Origin of the sequence: Duganella levis, assembly GCF_009857605.1 — a bacterium.
Classification (GTDB): Bacteria; Pseudomonadota; Gammaproteobacteria; order Burkholderiales; family Burkholderiaceae_D; genus Rugamonas; species Rugamonas levis.
In genome coordinates this window covers 36,652-55,500 of sequence record NZ_WWCT01000020.1, presented here as the reverse complement: position 1 = coordinate 55,500, position 18,849 = coordinate 36,652, and the positions used below count along the sequence as shown (strand labels likewise).

Genomic DNA, 18,849 nt, shown 5'->3' with positions numbered 1-18,849 from the left:
ACCTTAGGTCATTACCGTAGTAGATATTATTGCCCAGGATCAGTGCCGATGGCGAGTCGCCGACGAACTCCATGTCGATGATGGAGGCCAGCGCCCGGCCATCCGGCGACGGCGGCGCGGCATAGTTGATGTTGACGCGTTTGTGGTCCAAAAAATACAGATCGCGGTCCGGTACGGCACAATGAACAACGGCCCGGACGAAATAAATCGACCGGGCCGTAGGGCTGTTCTCCGGAGTGCGGAGTGCAGGAGGCTGAAATTAGCCAGCCTGGATATTGGAAGCTTGCTTGCCTTTAGGGCCTTGCGTGACTTCGAACTGAACTTTTTGACCTTCTTTCAAGGTCTTAAAACCGTTCATGTTGATTGCGGAGAAGTGAGCGAACAAATCTTCACCGCCGTCATCTGGAGTGATGAAGCCAAAGCCTTTGGAATCATTGAACCACTTAACAGTACCAGTTGCCATAAAAAGAACTTTCTAAATTAAAACTAGATCACACGAGCCATAAAAGCAAGAAGCTTCCTGCCCCTCTCCTCACGCCCACTTCTTATCAACGTGTACATTTCTGCACGAAGCCGATAACGCATTGTTAGCGGACCAATTTTGAATGTCAAGCAGATTTGTATGCATTTTGCTACTTTTCCAACGATTGGTGGAAACGCAACTCTTGATTTTGCGGAATAGGACGCCATCTGCGTCAAGTTCAGAAAGCGCGTAAGATGGAAAACAATTGGATATGTGCAGCGAAATGCACATTGCATCAACCCCGAAAGCATTAGAATATAAGCGTATGGCAACCAAGCATGACACCGAAACCCTCTTGGAGCGGCAAACGCTGAAGCCGCCACCGTTGTACCAGGTGGCGCTGCTCAATGACGACTACACACCGATGGAGTTCGTGGTGGCCGTGATTCAGGAGTATTTCAATAAAGACCGTGAAACAGCCACGCAAATAATGCTCAGTGTTCACCGCTACGGCAAAGGAGTGTGCGGCGTGTTCTCTAAAGATATAGCCTGTACCAAAGTGGAGTTTGTTTTAACGCATGCGCGCAAGGCAGGCCACCCCCTGCAGTGCGTGATGGAGGAAGTATGATTGCGCAGGAATTGGAAGTAAGTTTGCATATGGCGTTTGTCGAAGCCCGACAGGCGCGCCACGAATTCATCACGGTGGAGCACTTGCTGCTGGCCTTGCTAGACAACCCTTCGGCTGCCGAAGTGTTGCGCGCATGCGCCGTCAACATTGAAGATCTGCGCAAAACGCTGACCAATTTTATTGGTGACAACACCCCGACCGTGCCCGGCACGGGCGAGGTCGATACCCAGCCGACGCTCGGTTTCCAGCGCGTAATCCAGCGCGCCATCATGCACGTCCAGTCGGCGTCGAATGGCAAGAAGGAAGTGACCGGCGCCAACGTGCTGGTCGCCATCTTCGGTGAAAAAGACTCGCACGCGGTGTACTACCTGCACCAGCAGGGCGTGACCCGCCTCGACGTGGTCAATTTCATCTCGCACGGCGTGCGCAAGGATCAGCAGTCCGACACCGCCAAGGCGTCGGAAGGCGTGGAAGAGGGCGCCCCGGCCGGCGAAGGCCAAAGCAAGGAAAGCCCGCTCGACCAGTTCACCCAGAACCTCAATAAATCGGCTGCCGATGGCAAGATCGATCCGCTGATCGGCCGCGAAGACGAAGTGGATCGCGTGATCCAGATCCTGTGCCGTCGCCGCAAGAACAATCCGTTGCTGGTGGGCGAAGCCGGGGTCGGCAAGACCGCCATCGCCGAGGGCCTGGCCTACCGCATCACCCAGGGCGACGTGCCGGAAATTCTGACGAATGCCGTGGTGTATTCGCTGGACATGGGCGCGCTGCTGGCCGGCACCAAGTACCGCGGTGACTTTGAACAGCGCCTGAAGTCGGTCCTCAAGCAATTGAAGGACAATCCGAACGGCATCCTGTTCATCGACGAAATCCACACCATCATCGGCGCCGGCTCGGCTTCGGGCGGCACGCTGGACGCGTCCAACCTGCTGAAACCGGCATTGGCCAACGGCCAGCTGAAGTGCATCGGCGCGACCACCTACACGGAATTCCGTGGCGTGTTCGAGAAGGATCACGCGCTGAGCCGCCGCTTCCAGAAGGTGGACGTCAATGAACCGACCGTCGAGCAGACCGTGCAGATCCTGCGCGGCCTGAAGTCGCGCTTCGAAGAGCACCATGGCGTGAAATATTCGTCGTCGGCGCTGTCGACTGCGGCGGAACTGGCGGCCCGCTTCATCAACGACCGTCACCTGCCAGACAAGGCCATCGACGTCATCGACGAAGCCGGTGCAGCACAACGCATCCTGCCGAAATCGAAGCAGAAGAAAACCATCGGCAAGACCGAGATCGAGGACATCATCTCCAAGATCGCCCGTATCCCGCCGCAGACCGTCAATCAGGACGACCGCAGCAAGCTGCAAACCATCGACCGCGATCTGCGCAACGTGGTGTTCGGCCAGGATCCGGCGATCGAGGCGTTGGCGTCGGCGATCAAGATGGCGCGCGCCGGCCTGGGCAAGACCGACAAGCCGATCGGTTCTTTCCTGTTCTCCGGTCCTACCGGCGTCGGCAAGACCGAGGTGGCGAAACAGCTGGCCTTCATCCTGGGCGTCGAGCTGGTGCGCTTCGACATGTCGGAGTACATGGAGCGTCATGCCGTGTCGCGCCTGATCGGTGCGCCGCCGGGTTACGTTGGTTTCGACCAGGGCGGCCTGCTGACCGAAGCCATCACCAAGAAACCGCACACGGTGCTGTTGCTGGATGAGATTGAAAAAGCCCATCCGGACATCTTCAACATCCTGCTGCAGGTGATGGACCATGGCACGCTGACCGACAACAACGGACGCAAGGCCGACTTCCGCAACGTGATCATCATCATGACCACCAATGCGGGCGCCGAGAGTTTGCAGAAGTCGTCGATCGGTTTCACCAACACCAAGCAGGCTGGCGACGAAATGGGCGACATCAAGCGCATGTTCACGCCGGAGTTCCGCAACCGTCTGGATGCGATCATCAGCTTCCGCGCGCTGGACGAGGAAATCATCCTGCGCGTGGTCGACAAGTTCCTGATGCAGCTGGAAGAGCAGCTGCACGAGAAGAAAGTTGAAGCGATCTTCACCGAGAAGCTGCGGACTTTCCTCGCGAAGAAAGGTTTCGACCCGCTGATGGGTGCGCGTCCGATGTCGCGCCTGATCCAGGACATGATCCGCAAGGCGCTGGCCGACGAACTGCTGTTCGGTCGCCTGGTCACTGGCGGCAAGGTGACCGTGGATCTGGACGAGAAGGACAACGTCAAGCTGGAGTTCCCGGAACCGCCGGATGCAGCGCCAGCGCCGCCACCGGAAACCGTCGAAGTTGAGTAAGCAAAAAGCCCGCTACCAAGCGGGCTTTTTTTCACCCCGCGCCGCAGCGCAGTGCGGGTTGCGCAGGTGCCGCATACGTCTGATCCAGATCAAAATCGCTGCACCCGCCAGGCGCAAGATAGCCGAAGTTGGAACGCTATCAATACGTCGGCGGAGGATGCCATGATCGATTATTTCGGCCATCTGGCCGTGCTGGACGGATTGCGCGCACAGCTCAAGGCCGCCACCTACAGCGCCGCCGCCGAGCAAAAAGCCCAAGCCCGAGCGCTTGACGCCCTCCACAACGACAGCGACCTGGCCATGCTGGGCGCGCTGACCGACCACCTGCTGGCCCATGCCTCCAGCGACGACAGCGAACTCACCATGCTGCAAGACGCCGCCGACCTGTGGCGCGACGGCCTCGCCATCTACAGCGACGTCAGCACCGCCCGCGCCGGCCTGGAATCCGCGCTGACCAACCCCGCCGCACCCGACGCGGTCGACAAATTCAACCAGGCCAACGCGCTGCTTAACGGCCTGGAACACCGCACCACGGAACTGATCACTGCCGCCATGGCCTTGCCGGCGCAAATGTCGCCGCCACGCTACGTGGCCCGCCACCCGCGCCAGGCAGACAGTAAAACACCGGACTGGAACTGGGGCGACCTGTTCCTCGCGCGCCGCACCGACGCCTTCGTCCGCAACCTGACCGCCGCCGCCGGCAAGGACAGCGGCGCACTGGCCTTCGCCTTTGGCGCGCTGGCCGGCTATGGCGGCAACGTCGCCGGCAGCGCCTGGCAGTCACGCACGGTGGGCGGTCCGCGCCGCGCCCATCCGTACCGCGACCGCCTGGCCAAGTACGCCGCCGGCGCCTGGCTGCGCGACACCCATGCCGGCCTGCCATCGCTGAAGAAGCTGGCACAGCAGCTGCGCTGGGGCGCGCCGTCCCTGCCGCCGCAACTGCCGCCAGCCATAGCCCAGCTGCTGACCGACACCTTGTCCGCCACCTACGACACGCGCATCACCGCGCCGCTGCCGGAGCTGCAAACCGGCTACCAGCGCCTGCTGCGCCATCTGGAACTGCTGGCGGTGTTCGAAATGCCGCCGCTGCCCGCGCCGCTCAGCGTGCAGCTGGAAATCCGCAAGGCCAGCAATCCGACAGCGTTTGCCGCGCTGGACACCGGCGTCAAACCCACCAACATCGGCGTGCCACCGGGCGGCGGCATCTCCAAGTCCGACAGCGAAGAGACCAAGAGCAAGACCTGCTGGGCGGGCTTGCTGGCGGTGTTGATCGTCATCGGCATCGTCATTTTGTGCATCATTACGTTGGGTCAGGCCTGCGGTGCCAGCGCCCCGAAAAAAGATCCCAGCTTCCCCGATCCGCAGCCCGGCACCAACGGCCAGGCGCTGACCGCGTTCTCCGCCACCGATCAGGCGGTCCACATCTGCGACGTGCTGGAGCAACTGCAACTCTACATGTGGCAAAGCTTTTCCGATGCGGCCGACTACCTCGCCGTGTTCGGCATCATCTACCCGAACCAGCTGCAACTGCGGCAACCGGTACACGCGCAGTTCACCAGCGCGCCGGCGGCGGCGCCGTTCCCGCACCGCGCCAGCGCCCAGCCCAACGCCGGCTACGAATCCGCACCCACCACGCCGATCGAACACGCCGCCGCCGGCGCGCCACCGTTTGTGCCGCCGGCTACGCCCGCTAACTACGTCACGGCCGCGGTCCGCTTCGCCTTGCCGCTGTGGACGCAGATGGCGCGCGGCGACGACGACAGTCCGAATCTCGACATGGATGCCGACCGCGACAATCACCACCCGTGCTGGGACATCGCCGCCGGTTCCATCAACGACGACCCGGTGCCGGAAGTATTGCTGGCGTATCCGCAAACCGTCGCCTGAGGAGCCGCCATGGACCATGACGACATCGACACCTCCCATCCCTGGCTGGTGATCCCGTATTTCAACGGCGACGAAGGCCGCAGTGCGCAGCGGCCGCTGAGCAAGGTCACGCCGCCGGTGACCAGCTGGCTGTGTCCATTCATCCAGGTGCAGGGCGTCAACTACAGCACGCCGCCGGGGACTTACTTGCCGGACGAACCACTGGAAATCACCATCAAGGTCGACAATCGCGGCGTGCCCAATGTGTCGGTCAAGCTGCAGGTGTACTGGGCCGATCCCGCCACCGGCTTCGTCAATCCGCAACTGATCTTCACCACCAGGTGGCCGGCGGCGGGGCGCGATGTCACCGGGCCCACGCTTTTTCCAAAGATGATCTGGACGCCGCAGCAGGCCATCATCCCGCCGCATTTCTGCCTGCTGGCGCACGTCAGTTGCACGCCGCCGGAACTTGATCCCGGTCCGCTGGCGCCGTCGCCGATGACCGACCGTCACTGGGCGCAATACAATCTGCAATCGGCCATGGTCAACACGGCGGGCAGTCACAGCTTCGTGTTCTGGGCCGGCAATCCGGCGCCGGAGGCGGGCGCCTACGCGGTCAATGCGCGGCCGCTGGCGGAAGACGCGTTGCGCCGGCTGGCCCGCGTGATGCGCGCCGAGCCGGTGCCGGCCAGGCCGCAGCAGCTGGCGCTGCACCGCGCCACAGAAGAAGGTAACCGGCAAGCGGCCAGCCTGGTGCTGGAACTGGAACGCGGCGAACGCAAGGCGCTGGTGCTCAGCGCGCGGGAGCTCAAGCTGGCGCCGCACCAGTTCACGGCGGTGGAAGTGGTGCAGACCCGCGTCGGCCACGAGCGCGAGGACGAAGCCACTGGCAGCCTCGGTGTGGTGCTGTTCGGCTATTCCGATGAAAGACGCTGCCGATAATCTTCCACGGCGAAACAAGCTGTGCCAGAATGGCCGATCCGTATCGACCACTCTGACACCGCGCCATGAACCTGTCTCGTCCACTTGCCCAGATGTTGTTGTCCGCCGGCCTGCTGTCCGCCGCCGCTGTTGCCACCGCCGCCGACGCCTACTACCGCTATCCCGCCATCCGTGGCGAGGCCGTCATCTTCACCGCCGAAGGCGACCTGTGGAAGACCTCGGCGCACGGCGGCCAGGCCCAGCGCCTGACCACGCACCCGTCGGCCGAGACCAACGCCGCCATCTCGCGTGACGGCCAGTGGGTGGCCTTCTCGGCCTCGTACGAAGGCGCACAGGAAGCCTATGTGATGCCGCTGGCGGGCGGCCTGCCCAAGCGCCTGACCTTTGAAAACGGCGCCGTCACGGTGCTGGGCTGGACCGCGCAAGGCGAAGTGCTGGTCAGCATGGCGGGCGGCACCGGGCCGAGCCGCAATTTCGTCATCGCCGCCGTCAAGCCGAACGACCTGGAGCGCCGCATTTTCCCGCTGGCCGACGCCAACGACGCCGTGCTGGCCGACGACGGCAAGACGCTGTACTTCACCCGCAACGGCCTGGCGCTCACCAACGACAACGTCAAGCTGTATCGCGGCGGCGCCTACGCGCAGCTGTGGCGCTACGACGTCAGCGGCAGCAGCGAAGCGGTGCAACTGCTGGCCTCGGACAGCGGCAACAACAAGCGCCCGATGTGGTGGCAGGGCCGGGTCTACTTCATCAGCGACCGTGGCGGCTCGGACAATCTGTGGAGCATGGCCGCCGACGGCAGCGATCCGCGTCCGCTGACCCAGCACACCGACTGGGACGTGCGCAACGCCGCCATGGGCGACGGCCGCATCGTCTACCAGCTGGGCGCCGACCTGCACGTGCTGGACCTGACCGCCAGCAAGGATGAAAAACTGGCGATCGACCTGGTGTCGGACTTCGACCAGCAGCGCACCCGCCAGATCCGCTCGCCGCTGGAAACCCTGACCAACGTGCAAATCGCCGGCAAGTTCGAACGCATCGTGCTGACCGCGCGCGGCCGCGTCAGCGTGGCCGGCACCGGCGCCCAGCGCCGCGTCGAGATCGCGATACCGGAAGGCGCGCGCGCCCGTGACGCCGTCTTCAGCCACGACGACAAAGCCGTCTACGCCATCGTCGACACCACCGGCGAAAACGAAATCTGGAAATTCGCCGCCGACGGTTCCGGCAAGGGGGAGCAGTTGACTCGCGACGGCACCAACCACCGCTGGAAGCTGTACCCGTCGCCGGACGGCCGCTGGCTGGGCCACACCGACAAGAAGGGCCGCTTCTGGGTGCTGGACCTGGCCACCAAGACCAACACCATCATCGACGATGCCGGCAAGACCGGCGCCGGCGATTACGAGGAAATCCTGTGGTCGCCGGACAGCAAGAATCTGGCGCTGGTGCGCGCCGGCAGCACCGAGCAGCGCGACCAGATCGGCCTGTACAACCTCGATGCGAAGACGCTGAATTTCGTCACCAGCGACCGCTACACCTCGCGTTCGCCGGTGTTCTCGCCGGATGGCAAATGGTTGTACTTCCTGTCGGCGCGCAACTTCACGCTGGCCAACGGCTCGCCGTGGGGCGATCGCAACATGGGGCCGGTGTTCGACAAGCGTACCGGCATCTACGCACTGGCGCTGCAACCGGACAACCGCTTCCCGTTCAAGCCGGACGATGAGCTGAGCAAGCCGGCCGACAAACCGGCCGAAGGCGCGACCGAGCAGGCGGCGGAGAAAGCCGCTGAAAAAGCCGCCGAAAAAGTCGTCGCCAAAACCGCTGTCGCCAAGCCGTCCGGCAAAGCGCTGCCGGCCATCGTCTACGCCGGCCTGGCCGAGCGCCTGTACGAAGTGCCGCTGGCAGCGGGCAATTATCGCGGCCTGCAAATCGACGACAAGCGCCTGTACTTCATCGACGCCGACGGCGCCGAAGGCAAGGCCGCGCTGAAAACGCTGGCCATCGCCAGCAACGAGCCGAAGCCGGAAGTGTTTGCGGCCGGCGTGCGCGAGTTCGACCTGTCGACCGACAAGAAGCACGTCTACTACCGCACGCTGGCCGCCACCGGTCCGGGCGACATGCTGGTGGTGGAGGCGGGCGCCAAGGCGCCGGCGGATGTCAGCAAGGCCAAGGTCAAGGTGGATGACTGGACCTTCGTCTCCAATCCGCGCCTGGAGTGGAAGCAGATGTTCAACGACGCCTGGCGCATGCATCGCGACTTCCTGTACGACGTCAAGATGCGCGGGGCAGACTGGCCTGCGGTACGCGCCAAGTACGCGCCGCTGGTGGACCGCGTGACCGACCGCGCGGAACTCAACGACGTGCTGGGCATGATGATCAGCGAAGTCGGCGCGCTGCACTCGCAGATCGCGCCGGGCGACATCCGCCGCTCGACGCCGGAAGGCACGCCGGCCGGCCTGGGCGCGCTGCTGACGCGCACAGCAGACGGCTACCGCGTCGACCATATCTACGCCAGCGAACCGGAACTGCCGACGCAACGCGGCCCGCTGGCGCAAGCCGGCGTCGATGTGAAGGAGGGCGACATCATCACCGCCGTCAACGGCAAGCCGGTGCTGGAAGCGCGCGACATCGCCGACCTGCTGCTCAACCAGGCCGACAAGCAGGTGCTGTTGCAGGTAAAGCGCAAGAACGACACGCGCCAGGTGATCGTGCTGCCGGTGAATATGACCAAGCAGTTCGCGCTGCGTTACAGCGACTGGGAACAATCGCGCGCGCGCCAGGTGGACGCTGACTCCAGGGGCCGCATCGGCTACCTGCATCTGCGCGCCATGGGAGCCAACGACATCGCCGCCTTCGCGCGCGACTTCTACGCCAACGTCAACCGCGAAGGCCTGATCATCGACGTCCGCCGCAACAACGGCGGCAATATCGATAGCTGGATCATCGAGAAGCTGCTGCGCAAGGCGTGGGCCTTCTGGGCGCCGCCGGGCGTGGCGCCGTCGCCGAATATGCAGAACACCTTCCGCGGCCACCTGGTGGTGCTGGTGGATGAATACACGTATTCGGACGGCGAGACCTTCGCGGCCGGTATCAAGGCGCTGGGACTGGGGCCGCTGGTCGGCAAGCGCACCGCCGGCGCCGGCGTCTGGCTGAGCGATAACAATCGCCTCAGCGACAACGGCATGGCGCGCGTGGCCGAGATGGGCCAGTTCAATTCGCAGGACGGCCAGTGGCTGATCGAAGGCGTGGGCGTGACGCCGGACGTGTTGGTGGACAATCCGCCGCACGCCACCTATCAGGGCCAGGACCGCCAGCTGGAAGTGGCGCTGCAACTGCTGGATAAAAAGCTGAAGGAGCAGCCGGTCAAGCCCTACAACCCGCAGGTGATACCGGGGCGGACTGTCCAGAAGTGAACACCGGCTTGGCCGCTGTGCCGGCGATAGCGTTCATTTCCGCACACCGCGCCCGCCGCCAGCGCATTAATTCATGTGGCACGGAGTTTGCAATCTGAATCCGCAAACTCACAATAAACGGGACACACATGGACTTTCGCATCGGCTGGCGCACATTGATACAGGAACCGGCATACACGCTGGCGGTCATGCTCGGATTGAGCGCGGGACTCGCGGCGTGCCTGCTGCTGCTTGGCTTCGTGCGCTACTCGCTGGAGTACGATGCCTTCGTGCCGGACGTCGACAACATCTACGTCGTTCGCCACCGCTTCAATGTCGATCCCACCGAACCGCTATACGACCTGGCGCCGATGTTCCTGCGGAACGCGGCGCTGAAGCTGCCCGGCGTGATCGACGCCACCAGCTACATTCCAGCGCGCGAGGAAGTGATGCCGATCGCCGTCCGCATCGACCGCAAGATGCTGCGCGTGCGCGCGCTGGTGGTGCTGCCGGGCTTTGAACGCATACTGGGCCTGCGCGCGTTGTACGGTGACTTGCCCGGTGCGCTGGAACGGCCAGACCGCATCGTGCTGACCGAGGCGACGGCGCTGCGCTACTTCGGCAGCGCCGACGTGGTTGGGCGCATCGTCCACATGGAAGGCAAGCCGCAGCAGGTGGGCGCCGTCGTCGCCACGCCGCCGTCGAATACCACCATTCCATTCGAGATGCTGTTCGGCGTGAACTCCACCTTCGCCGAAGAGGTTCGCCACGAGATGGTGACCGGAGAGCACGGATGGATCGGCAAGATACTGATTCGCGTCCGTCCTGGCACTTCCATCGCCGCGCTGACCGATAGCCTGCAACAGGTGGTGGATCACACGCCGAGCGTGCAAAGCTTCCCTGCCGAGGTGATGGCGCGCCTGGGCAAGCGCAAGACCATGGACATCTCGCTGTCGCCACTGCGGGGCGCCTATTTCACCCAGAACCTGCGCAGCACCATCGCGGTGGTGGGCGACCGTGGCGATCCGGTGGTGATTGCCGGACTGGCCGCCATCGCCGTGCTGATACTGGTGCTGGCGGCGATCAACTACGTCAACCTGGCCACGGTGCGGGTGCTGCGGCGCCAGCGCGAGGTGGCGATGCGCAAGGTGCTGGGCGCCGGCTTGCCGCAACTGCTGTTGCAGTTTATGCTGGAGTCGCTGCTGGTATCGATGCTGGCGACCATACTGGGACTGTTGCTGGCCTGGCTGGCGTTGCCGATGTTTTCAGAACTGGTCAACCGGCAGCTGGACAATATGTTCACGGCGTCGAACATCGTGGCGGCCTTCGGCATCGGCGCCTTGCTGGGCGTGGTGAGCGCGGTCTATCCTGCTGTGATTGCGCTGCGCGTGCATCCGACGCAGGTGCTGGCTGGCCGTCCCGGCACCGAGTCCGGCACCAGCATGCGCTTGCGGCGCGTGCTGACGGTGATACAGATTTCGGCGGCCATGGCCTTGGCCGGCGTCAGCATCGCCATCGCCTGGCAAACCCATTACGCATTGACTTCATCGCCGGGCTTCGATCCGGAGCCGCTGCTGGTGGTGGACATGCCGGAGCGCGTCAAGGATAGCGCGACGGCGCGCGGATTCTATACCGCACTGTCGGCGCAGGCCGGCGTGGACGGCGTCGTCATTTCGGATGATCCGGTCGGACGCCTGGACTGGAGCTGGTCGCGCGACCTGCAACGGCCTGGCGGCCAGGCTGCGACCATGGAGATGAAATCGGTCAGCACCAATTTCTTCGAGCAGTTGCACATCCAGCCTGTAGCGGGGCGCTTGTTCCAGCGTAGCGTGGATACCGATGACGACGTGGTGCCGGTGGTGATCAACGCCATCGCCGCGCGCGCACTCGGCTTCGCGTCGCCGCAGGCGGCAGTCGGAGAAACGGTCTTGTTCACGGGCTTCGACAACAAGACGATCCGCAAGACCATCGTCGGCATCGCACCTGAATTGCGTTTCCACTCGCTGCGCGAAGCACCACGTCCCACCGCCTACGAATTGCGCACCGCCGGTGCTTCGCTGACCGCGCGCGTGCATGGCCCGCTGGCCGACGTTGAACGCGCGGTGCGCGAACTGTGGCCACGCTACTTCCCCGAATCGCTATTGCGCATGCACCGCGCCGGCGAGGTGCTGGCCGTGAACTACGCCGAGGACGCGCGCATGGCCAAGCTGCTGGCCAGCGCCACCTGCCTGGCGCTGATCATCGCCGGCGTCGGCACCTATGTTTTGTCCGCGAACACGGTGCAGCGCCGCGCCAGGGAAATCGTCCTGCGCAAACTGCACGGCGCGCGGCGCGGCGACATCGGCTTGCTGGTGTTGCGCGAAATCGGCACGCTGATACTGATTGCTGCCGCAATCGGCCTGCCGCTGGCGGCGATTGCGATCCAGCGCTATCTGGCCGGCTATGTCGAACGTGCGCCGGTGGGCTACTGGACCTTGCTGTTCGCACTGGCGTTGACGCTGCTGATCGCGCTCAGCGCCATCAGCCGCCACGCCTGGCTCGCCATGCGCCTGTCGCCGGTGGAAGCGTTGCGCAGTTAGTGAATTTGGCGGTGTCGTACAATGGCGCCAAATGATAAATATAACGACAAGCTTACAACCATCTTCCCGTATCCGCCGCCGCCAGGCACTGGCCCTTGTATTGCTGGTGGTGTGCGGCGTCATCAACTACCTGGACCGCGCCACGCTGGCCGTGGCCAACGAATATATCCGCGCCGACCTGGGGCTGTCGCTGGGCCAAATGGGCTTGCTGCTGTCGGCCTTCTCGTGGAGCTACGCCTTGTGCCAGCTGCCGGTTGGCGCCCTGGTGGACCGGATCGGGCCGCGCTGGCTGCTCGGCATCGGGCTGGTGGTGTGGTCGGTGGCGCAGGCGGCCGGCGGGCTGGCATCCACCTTCGGCTGGTTCGTCATCGCCCGCATTGCGCTGGGCATCGGCGAGGCGCCGCAATTTCCGTCGGCGGCGCGGGTGGTCAGCAACTGGTTCCCGGTACGCGCGCGCGGCACGCCGACAGGCATCTTCAATTCCGCATCGCCGCTGGGCGTGGCGCTGGCGCCTTTGTGCCTGCCGCCGCTGATCGCCGCGACCAGCTGGCACTGGGCCTTCTTCGTGACCGGAGCGATGGGACTCATGGCGGCAGTGGTCTGGCTGACGTTGTACCGCGATCCCGTTCACCAGCAAATGAGCGCGGAGGAATGTGCTTATCTTGAAGTGGCCGCATCGCGCGACGCTGCTGCTAAACCCGTGGCTACTTCCTGGCTGGCGCTATTCCGCTATCGCACCACGTGGGGCATGATGCTCGGCTTCTTTGGTTCTGTATATCTGAATTGGGTTTATCTCACTTGGCTGCCGGGCTACCTGCGCGCGGAGCGGCATATGGCGTTTGCCCATGTCGGCATTGCCGCCGCCATTCCGTTCATGTGCGGCTTTGCCGGCGCGCTGATCGCCGGTTGGGCTTCTGATCGCGTGGCACAGCGCGCGGCATCGCCGCTGCTCGGCCGCCGCAACGCCGTGGTGGTGTCCACGCTGGGCATGGTGGCGTTCACGATTCCGGCGGCGCTGGTGGAGAGTAATGTGGTGGCGGTGGCGTGCATCTCCATCGTCATTTTCCTGGCCAATGCTTCATCGGCTTGCGCCTGGTCGCTGGCAACGGTGGCGGCGCCGCCGAGCCGCATTGCGTCGCTGTGCGCGTTGCAAAACTTCGGTGGCTTCCTCGGTGGCGCATTGGCTCCGGTGTTGACCGGCTATATCGCGCAGTCCTGGTCCTTTGTGCCGGCGTTGCTGACCGGCGCCGGCATCGCCTTCCTCGGCGCCATGTCGTACCGCTACCTGGTGGTGCGGCCAATTCCGGAACTATAGGCTAGTCAACGCCTTGAACTGCGCGGCGCGGCGGCGCGAGACTTCCACTTGCAACTGGTCGCGCAGCGTCAGATCCAGTCCGCCCGCTTCGTTAGGCTCGACCTGTTCAATGAAATCGAGGTTGACGATGTGGCGGCGGCTGGCGCGGAAAAAGCGCTCGGGATCGAGTTTTTCTTCCAGCTGATTGAGTGAGCGCAGCATCAGCGGCTGCTGGTGTTCGAAGTACACGCGGGTGTAGTTGCCGTCCGATTCAAACAGGCGGATGTCCTGCACCGGCACGAACCAGCATCGCTCGCCGTCCTTGATGAACAGCTTGCGCGCCGTCGATGGCGCCAGCGCGGCAGCGGTGATGCGTTGATGGCGCAGCGCGCAGCGCTGCAAGGCCGCCGCCATGCGCGTCGCCTGGATCGGTTTCTGCAGATAATCCAGCGCGTTCACCTCAAACGCCTGCAAGGCATACTGGTCGAAGGCGGTGGTGAAGATCACCTCCGGCGTTTCCTCCAGCGCCGCCAGCATGTCGAAGCCGGAGCCGCCAGGCATCTGCACGTCGAGGAAAATGAGGTCCGGCTTGAGCATGGCGATCTGCTGCAAGCCATCGGCGGCGTTGACCGCTTCGCCCACAATCTCCACATCGGGATGCGCCGCCAGCAGGCGTCGCAGTTCGGCGCGCGCAAGGCGCTCGTCGTCAATCAGCAATGCCCGCATCAGGCAGCCTCCGGTAAAGTCATGGTGGCGCGTACCCAGCCACTGTTTTCGGATAAATCCAGTTGCGCGTTGTCGCCCAATGCCAGCAACAGGCGCTTGCGCGTGTTGACCAGTCCCACTTTGGTGGAATTCGCAAACGGTACAATCGCGCCAAGGTTGGCGATTTCAATATGCACCGCGCCGTTGTCCATGCGCTGCGCGCGGATGCGGATCTCGCTGCCGGTGGGGCTGGCCTCGACGCCGTACTTGACCGCGTTCTCCACCAGCGTTTGCAGCGCCATCGGCGGAATGCGCACCTGATCCAGCCCGATGCCGATGTCCACGCTTACGCGCATGCGTTCTTCAAAGCGGATCTTCTCGATGGCCAGGTAAGCCTGCACCGCCTCCATCTCCGCCGCCAGCGGCACCGTTTCGTGATGGCCCGATTGCAGCGCGTAGCGCATCACGCTGGCCAACTGGTCGATCATCATGGCGGCGGCATCGGCGTCTTCGTAAATCAGCGCGCGCACGCTGTTCATGCTGTTGAAGAAGAAGTGCGGATTGACCTGCGCCTGCAAGGCGCGCAGCTCCGCATCCTTGGCGGCGACTTCCAGCCGCAGCGCCTCCGACTCCGCGCGGTTGGCGCGCCGCAGTGAGATCACCGCCATGTAGAAGATATTCCACACCAGGTAGATCGCCCACCATGACAGCAGGGCGGACGGCACCCAGCCAAAACCGCGCGCCACGACGTTGGACTGGAACACCAGGTAGCCGACGTACTGCACACAGGTGTGGATGGTGCCAAGCACCAGCACCGCGACCCCCACCCGTTTCCAGCTGGTGCGCTGGCCGTTGCGCATGCGCCGTTTCAGTAGGCGATGCCACAGATCGGTAATCAGCACGCCGCTGACCGCACCCCAGACCATGACCCACATCAGGCCCGGCATTCGCCACGCGCCGAACGTGAAGGACATCAGCGGCAGGAAGCCCCAGCCGGCCAGTTGGAAGATCCAATACCAGTTCAGGCGCGCGATCAGCGGACGTGTATCGTTCATGATGCTTAGTTCAGGAAGTTATCGATGCGATCATACATCCAAGCCGGATCGTCGTACATGATGAAGTGGCGGGCGTTATCCGCCATTTCCACGCGCACGCCGGGCAGCTTGGCGTATTGTGTCGTGTAGACCGCCGTGATGGCTTCCTTCGGCGCATAGTTTTTATAGGCGACCCAGGTGCCCATCACCAGCGTTGGCGCCTTGATGCGGCTGACGTCGTCGCGCAGATCGGCCGCCATCATTTCCGCCATGCTGTCGATGACGGTGTCCTTGTCCGACTGCTTGCTGGTGGCGAGCACGCGGTCGATGTCTTCCTGCTTGGTGATCATGCTTTGCAGCGTACGTAGTTGGCCGGCCTTGAAGGTTTCGGCGTCCTGCGTTTTCATATTGGCGCGCATGCCTTCCGCCTGCTGCTTAAGTTGTTCTCGGGTGATGGTTGGCACTTGCGTCGCTCCCAATGCCGGCAGCGAGTCGACGATGACCAGCCGGCCCACCTGGTCCGGATGATCGGCCGCCAGCTTCATGCCGACATAACCGCCCAGGCTATGGCCCATGACGACCGGGTGATCGAACTTGTTGTTGGCGATGTAGGCGCTCAATTGCTGTTCAACGGCCGGCAGCAGCGGCTCCTTGATGGCCGGCTGGCCTGCGAAACCGGCCAGCGTCAGCACGTGGCATTGGTGCTTGCCGTTGCCGCAGTAGTGCGCCACCGTGCCATCCCAAACGCTGCCGGGCGAACCCAGGCCTGGAATCAGGATGATGGGCGCGCCGGTACCGGTGACGTCTACTTTAAAGGCGGGATGGTCGGCGGCAGCGGCTTGGCCGAGGATCATGGTGGCGGCGACGGCGGCGATGGTCTTGAGCAGCATGGTGTTCTCCGTTGGTGAGTAAGTGAGAACCATGCTATCGCCCAGCCATTGCGGCGGCGACCACTACTTGATGAACGGTTTTTGCGGCATGATGAACGGTCACGCGCCGCCTTCAGCCTTCAGCTTGCGCCACAGCGTGGTGCGGCTGATGCCGAGATACTCCGCCGCTGCATCGCGCCGTCCGCCGAAGCGGGCCAGCACGGCGGTGACGCTGTCGGCTGACATCGCGGCCGGCAGCGATTGCGTTGTGGCGTGGCGCACCGCCAGCTCGGGAGCGACGCTAAAGATAAAGGAAGGCGTCAACGCCTGCAACGGCTCGGCGGCGAGGAACAGCGCCAGGCGCTCGGTCAGATTGCGCAACTCGCGCACATTGCCGGGCCAGTCGTAACGCTGCAACAGCGGCGCGCACGCTGTCATCTCCGCGTGCAGATTGGGATGCGGCCGCGCACCCAGCGACGCCAGCGCATTCTTCAGCGACCACTCGGCCAGCGACATCACATCCTCCGGCCGCGCGCGCAACGGCGGCAACGTCAGGCGCAGCACCGCCAGCCGGTAGAACAGGTCGGCGCGGAAGCGGCCTTCGCGCACGCGCTGCTCAAGGTCGCAATGGGTGGCGCTGATGATGCGCACATTGACAGGTATCGGCCGCGTGCCACCCACGCGCACGACCTCGCGCTCCTCCAGCACGCGCAGCAAACGCGTTTGCAGCGTCAACGGCATCTCGCCGATCTCGTCGAGGAACAGTGTGCCGCGATTGGCCGCTTCAAACAAGCCCGCATGGCCACCGCGCCGCGCGCCGGTGAACGCGCCTTCCTCGTGGCCGAACAGCTCCGACTCCAGCAGCGATTCCGCAATTGCGCCGCAGTTGACCGCCACGAACGGCCGGTTCTGCCCCAGCGTGCGCGGCGCCTCGCGGTGCATGGCCTGCGCCACCAGTTCCTTGCCGCAGCCGGTTTCGCCCTGTATCAGCACCGTGGCCGGCGACTTCGCATACAGCACCACCGACTGCCGCACCGTCTCCATCGCCGCAGAATCGCCGCGCAGATCGTTGATGCCATGCCTGGCGCGCAGCGTGTCCGTCACCACGGCGCTGCGCGCGCGGTTGCGGTTGGACTCCAGCTGCGTCAGCCGCGCCATCTCCAACGCATCGTCGAAGGCGTGACGAATCGAGGCGGCGGAGTAGACGAAGACGCCGGTCAGTCCCGCTTCCTCGGCCAGGTCGGTGATGCGTCCCGCGCCGACAATCGCCTTGATGCCGGCCGCCTTGAGGTCATTGACCTGCGCGCGCGCGTCTTCCTCGGTCACGTAGGTGCGTTGCGCCACGTCGAAACCGAAGGTAGTGGAAAACTCGGCCAGCTCCGCCAACCGCTCCTGATAGGTGATGATGCCGATGCTGTCCGATACACGCCGTGCCCGCGCCAGCGCTTGCATTACATCGAAGCCGCTGAATTTGGCGATCACCACCGGCACCGACAGCCGGCCTTTCAGATACGCCGCGTTGGAGCCGGCCGAGATGATGGCGTCGCAGCGCTCCGTCGCCAGCCGTTCGCGGATATGTTTGGCCGCTTCCTCGAAGCCCAGGTTGATCGGCTCAATGGTCGCCAGGTTGTCGTATTCCAGCGTGATGTCGCGGAACAGGTCAGACAGGCGCGATACGGAAACCGTCCAGATAACCGGCTTGTCGTTGACGTCGAAGGGCAGGGGCGTGGAATGTCGCATGTTTCAATTATAGTTCAAACTTGTTTCGTTGTTTCATTTTGAAACATGGCGTTGTGCGTAAGTGATTGATTTATATAAGTTGACGCTCTGGCACACCCCTTGCAATAGAGAGCGGAACTTCAACGCAATATCGAAAGGTCACAACATGAGTCACTACTCCGCAGGCGCCGCGTTCCGCCAAGCCGTCAAGGAAGAATCCCCATTGCAGGTGGTCGGCGCCATCAACGCCAACCATGCATTGCTGGCCAAGCGCGCCGGCTTCAAGGCGATTTACCTGTCCGGCGGCGGCGTGGCTGCGGGTTCGCTCGGCCTGCCGGACCTGGGCATCTCGAATCTGGACGACGTGCTGACCGACGTGCGCCGCATCACCGACGTCTGCGACCTGCCGCTGCTGGTCGATTCGGACACCGGCTTCGGCGCCTCCGCCTTCAATGTCGCCCGCACCGTCAAATCGCTGATCAAGTTCGGCGCCGCCGGCACCCACATCGAAGACCAGGTTGGCGCCAAGCGCTGCGGCCATCGTCCGGGCAAGGAAATCGTCAGCAAGGATGAGATGGTCGACCGCATCAAGGCCGCCGTCGACGCCCGCACCGACGACCAATTCGTCATCATGGCGCGCACCGATGCGCTGGCGGTGGAAGGCCTGGACGCCGCCATCGAACGCGCGGTCGCCTGCGTGGAAGCAGGCGCCGACATGATCTTCCCTGAAGCGATGATTTCGCTCGATATGTACAAGCAGTTTGCGGCCGCCGTCAAAGTGCCGGTGCTGGCCAACATCACGGAATTCGGTTCGACGCCGCTGTTCACCGTCGATGAATTGCGCAGCGCCGACGTGGGCTTGGTGCTGTATCCGCTGTCCGCCTTCCGCGCCATGAACAAGGCAGCGGAAAACGTCTACGGCGCGATCCGCCGCGACGGCACGCAGCAGAACGTATTGGACACCATGCAGACCCGCGCCGAACTGTATGACCGCATCAACTATCATGAATTCGAACAGAAGCTGGACGCGCTGTTCGCCGCACAGAAGAAATAAGAGG

General features: G+C 63.7%; 13 protein-coding genes and 1 pseudogene. 8 read left to right on the top strand and 6 right to left on the bottom strand.

Annotation, left to right across the window (positions count from 1 at the left end; translation table 11 throughout):
• Nucleotides 1-4 precede the first annotated feature (4 nt).
• Nucleotides 5-136 (bottom strand): annotated as a pseudogene (locus tag GTP69_RS21835) (glucose-1-phosphate thymidylyltransferase RfbA); the annotation flags it as partial.
• 123 nt (nt 137-259) lie between these two features.
• Complete coding sequence (gene cspE / locus GTP69_RS21830) at nt 260-463, bottom strand: transcription antiterminator/RNA stability regulator CspE (RefSeq protein ID WP_038495037.1); 204 nt, start codon at nt 461-463, stop codon at nt 260-262.
• A gap of 325 nt (nt 464-788) precedes the next feature.
• On the opposite strand from cspE, the gene clpS reads away from it, so the two are divergent.
• From clpS to GTP69_RS21795, 7 genes are all read left to right on the top strand, one after another.
• Nucleotides 789-1,091: an ATP-dependent Clp protease adapter ClpS gene (gene clpS / locus GTP69_RS21825; protein WP_017876854.1), complete on the top strand. Its 303-nt coding sequence runs from the start codon at nt 789-791 to the stop codon at nt 1,089-1,091.
• Complete coding sequence (gene clpA, locus GTP69_RS21820) at nt 1,088-3,394, top strand: ATP-dependent Clp protease ATP-binding subunit ClpA (RefSeq protein WP_161056836.1); 2,307 nt, start codon at nt 1,088-1,090, stop codon at nt 3,392-3,394. Before clpS ends, clpA begins: the two co-directional genes overlap by 4 nt.
• A 162-nt stretch (nt 3,395-3,556) precedes the next feature.
• On the top strand, nt 3,557-5,281 hold the full coding sequence (locus tag GTP69_RS21815) for a hypothetical protein (protein WP_161056835.1): 1,725 nt from the start codon (nt 3,557-3,559) through the stop codon (nt 5,279-5,281).
• Between the two features lie 9 nt (nt 5,282-5,290).
• Nucleotides 5,291-6,202 (top strand): hypothetical protein, encoded by a 912-nt coding sequence (locus GTP69_RS21810; RefSeq protein ID WP_161056834.1) that lies wholly within the window; start codon nt 5,291-5,293, stop codon nt 6,200-6,202.
• 65 nt (nt 6,203-6,267) lie between these two features.
• Nucleotides 6,268-9,612 carry a S41 family peptidase gene (locus GTP69_RS21805; protein ID WP_229261086.1) on the top strand — a complete coding sequence of 1,115 codons (3,345 nt, stop codon included), beginning with the start codon at nt 6,268-6,270 and terminating at the stop codon, nt 9,610-9,612.
• Nucleotides 9,613-9,740: 128 nt separating this feature from the next.
• Nucleotides 9,741-12,170, top strand: coding sequence for an FtsX-like permease family protein (locus GTP69_RS21800; protein ID WP_161056833.1), 2,430 nt, complete (start codon nt 9,741-9,743; stop codon nt 12,168-12,170).
• Between the two features lie 31 nt (nt 12,171-12,201).
• Entirely contained in the window at nt 12,202-13,485 is a 1,284-nt protein-coding gene (locus GTP69_RS21795) for an MFS transporter (RefSeq protein WP_161056832.1), read from the top strand.
• Here the strand turns inward: GTP69_RS21795 and GTP69_RS21790 are convergent.
• From GTP69_RS21790 to prpR, 4 genes are all read right to left on the bottom strand, one after another.
• Nucleotides 13,480-14,190 (bottom strand): LytR/AlgR family response regulator transcription factor, encoded by a 711-nt coding sequence (locus GTP69_RS21790; RefSeq protein ID WP_161056831.1) that lies wholly within the window; start codon nt 14,188-14,190, stop codon nt 13,480-13,482. The genes GTP69_RS21795 and GTP69_RS21790 overlap by 6 nt on opposite strands.
• On the bottom strand, nt 14,190-15,224 hold the full coding sequence (locus GTP69_RS21785; protein ID WP_161056830.1) for a sensor histidine kinase: 1,035 nt from the start codon (nt 15,222-15,224) through the stop codon (nt 14,190-14,192). Before GTP69_RS21785 ends, GTP69_RS21790 begins: the two co-directional genes overlap by 1 nt.
• A gap of 5 nt (nt 15,225-15,229) precedes the next feature.
• Nucleotides 15,230-16,093, bottom strand: a complete 864-nt coding sequence (locus GTP69_RS21780; RefSeq protein WP_161056829.1) for an alpha/beta fold hydrolase — start codon at nt 16,091-16,093, stop codon at nt 15,230-15,232.
• A gap of 99 nt (nt 16,094-16,192) precedes the next feature.
• Entirely contained in the window at nt 16,193-17,812 is a 1,620-nt protein-coding gene (gene prpR / locus GTP69_RS21775) for a propionate catabolism operon regulatory protein PrpR (protein WP_161056828.1), read from the bottom strand.
• 145 nt (nt 17,813-17,957) lie between these two features.
• Between prpR and prpB the strand changes: the two genes are divergently transcribed.
• On the top strand, nt 17,958-18,845 hold the full coding sequence (gene prpB / locus GTP69_RS21770) for a methylisocitrate lyase (protein WP_161056827.1): 888 nt from the start codon (nt 17,958-17,960) through the stop codon (nt 18,843-18,845).
• Nucleotides 18,846-18,849 lie beyond the last annotated feature (4 nt).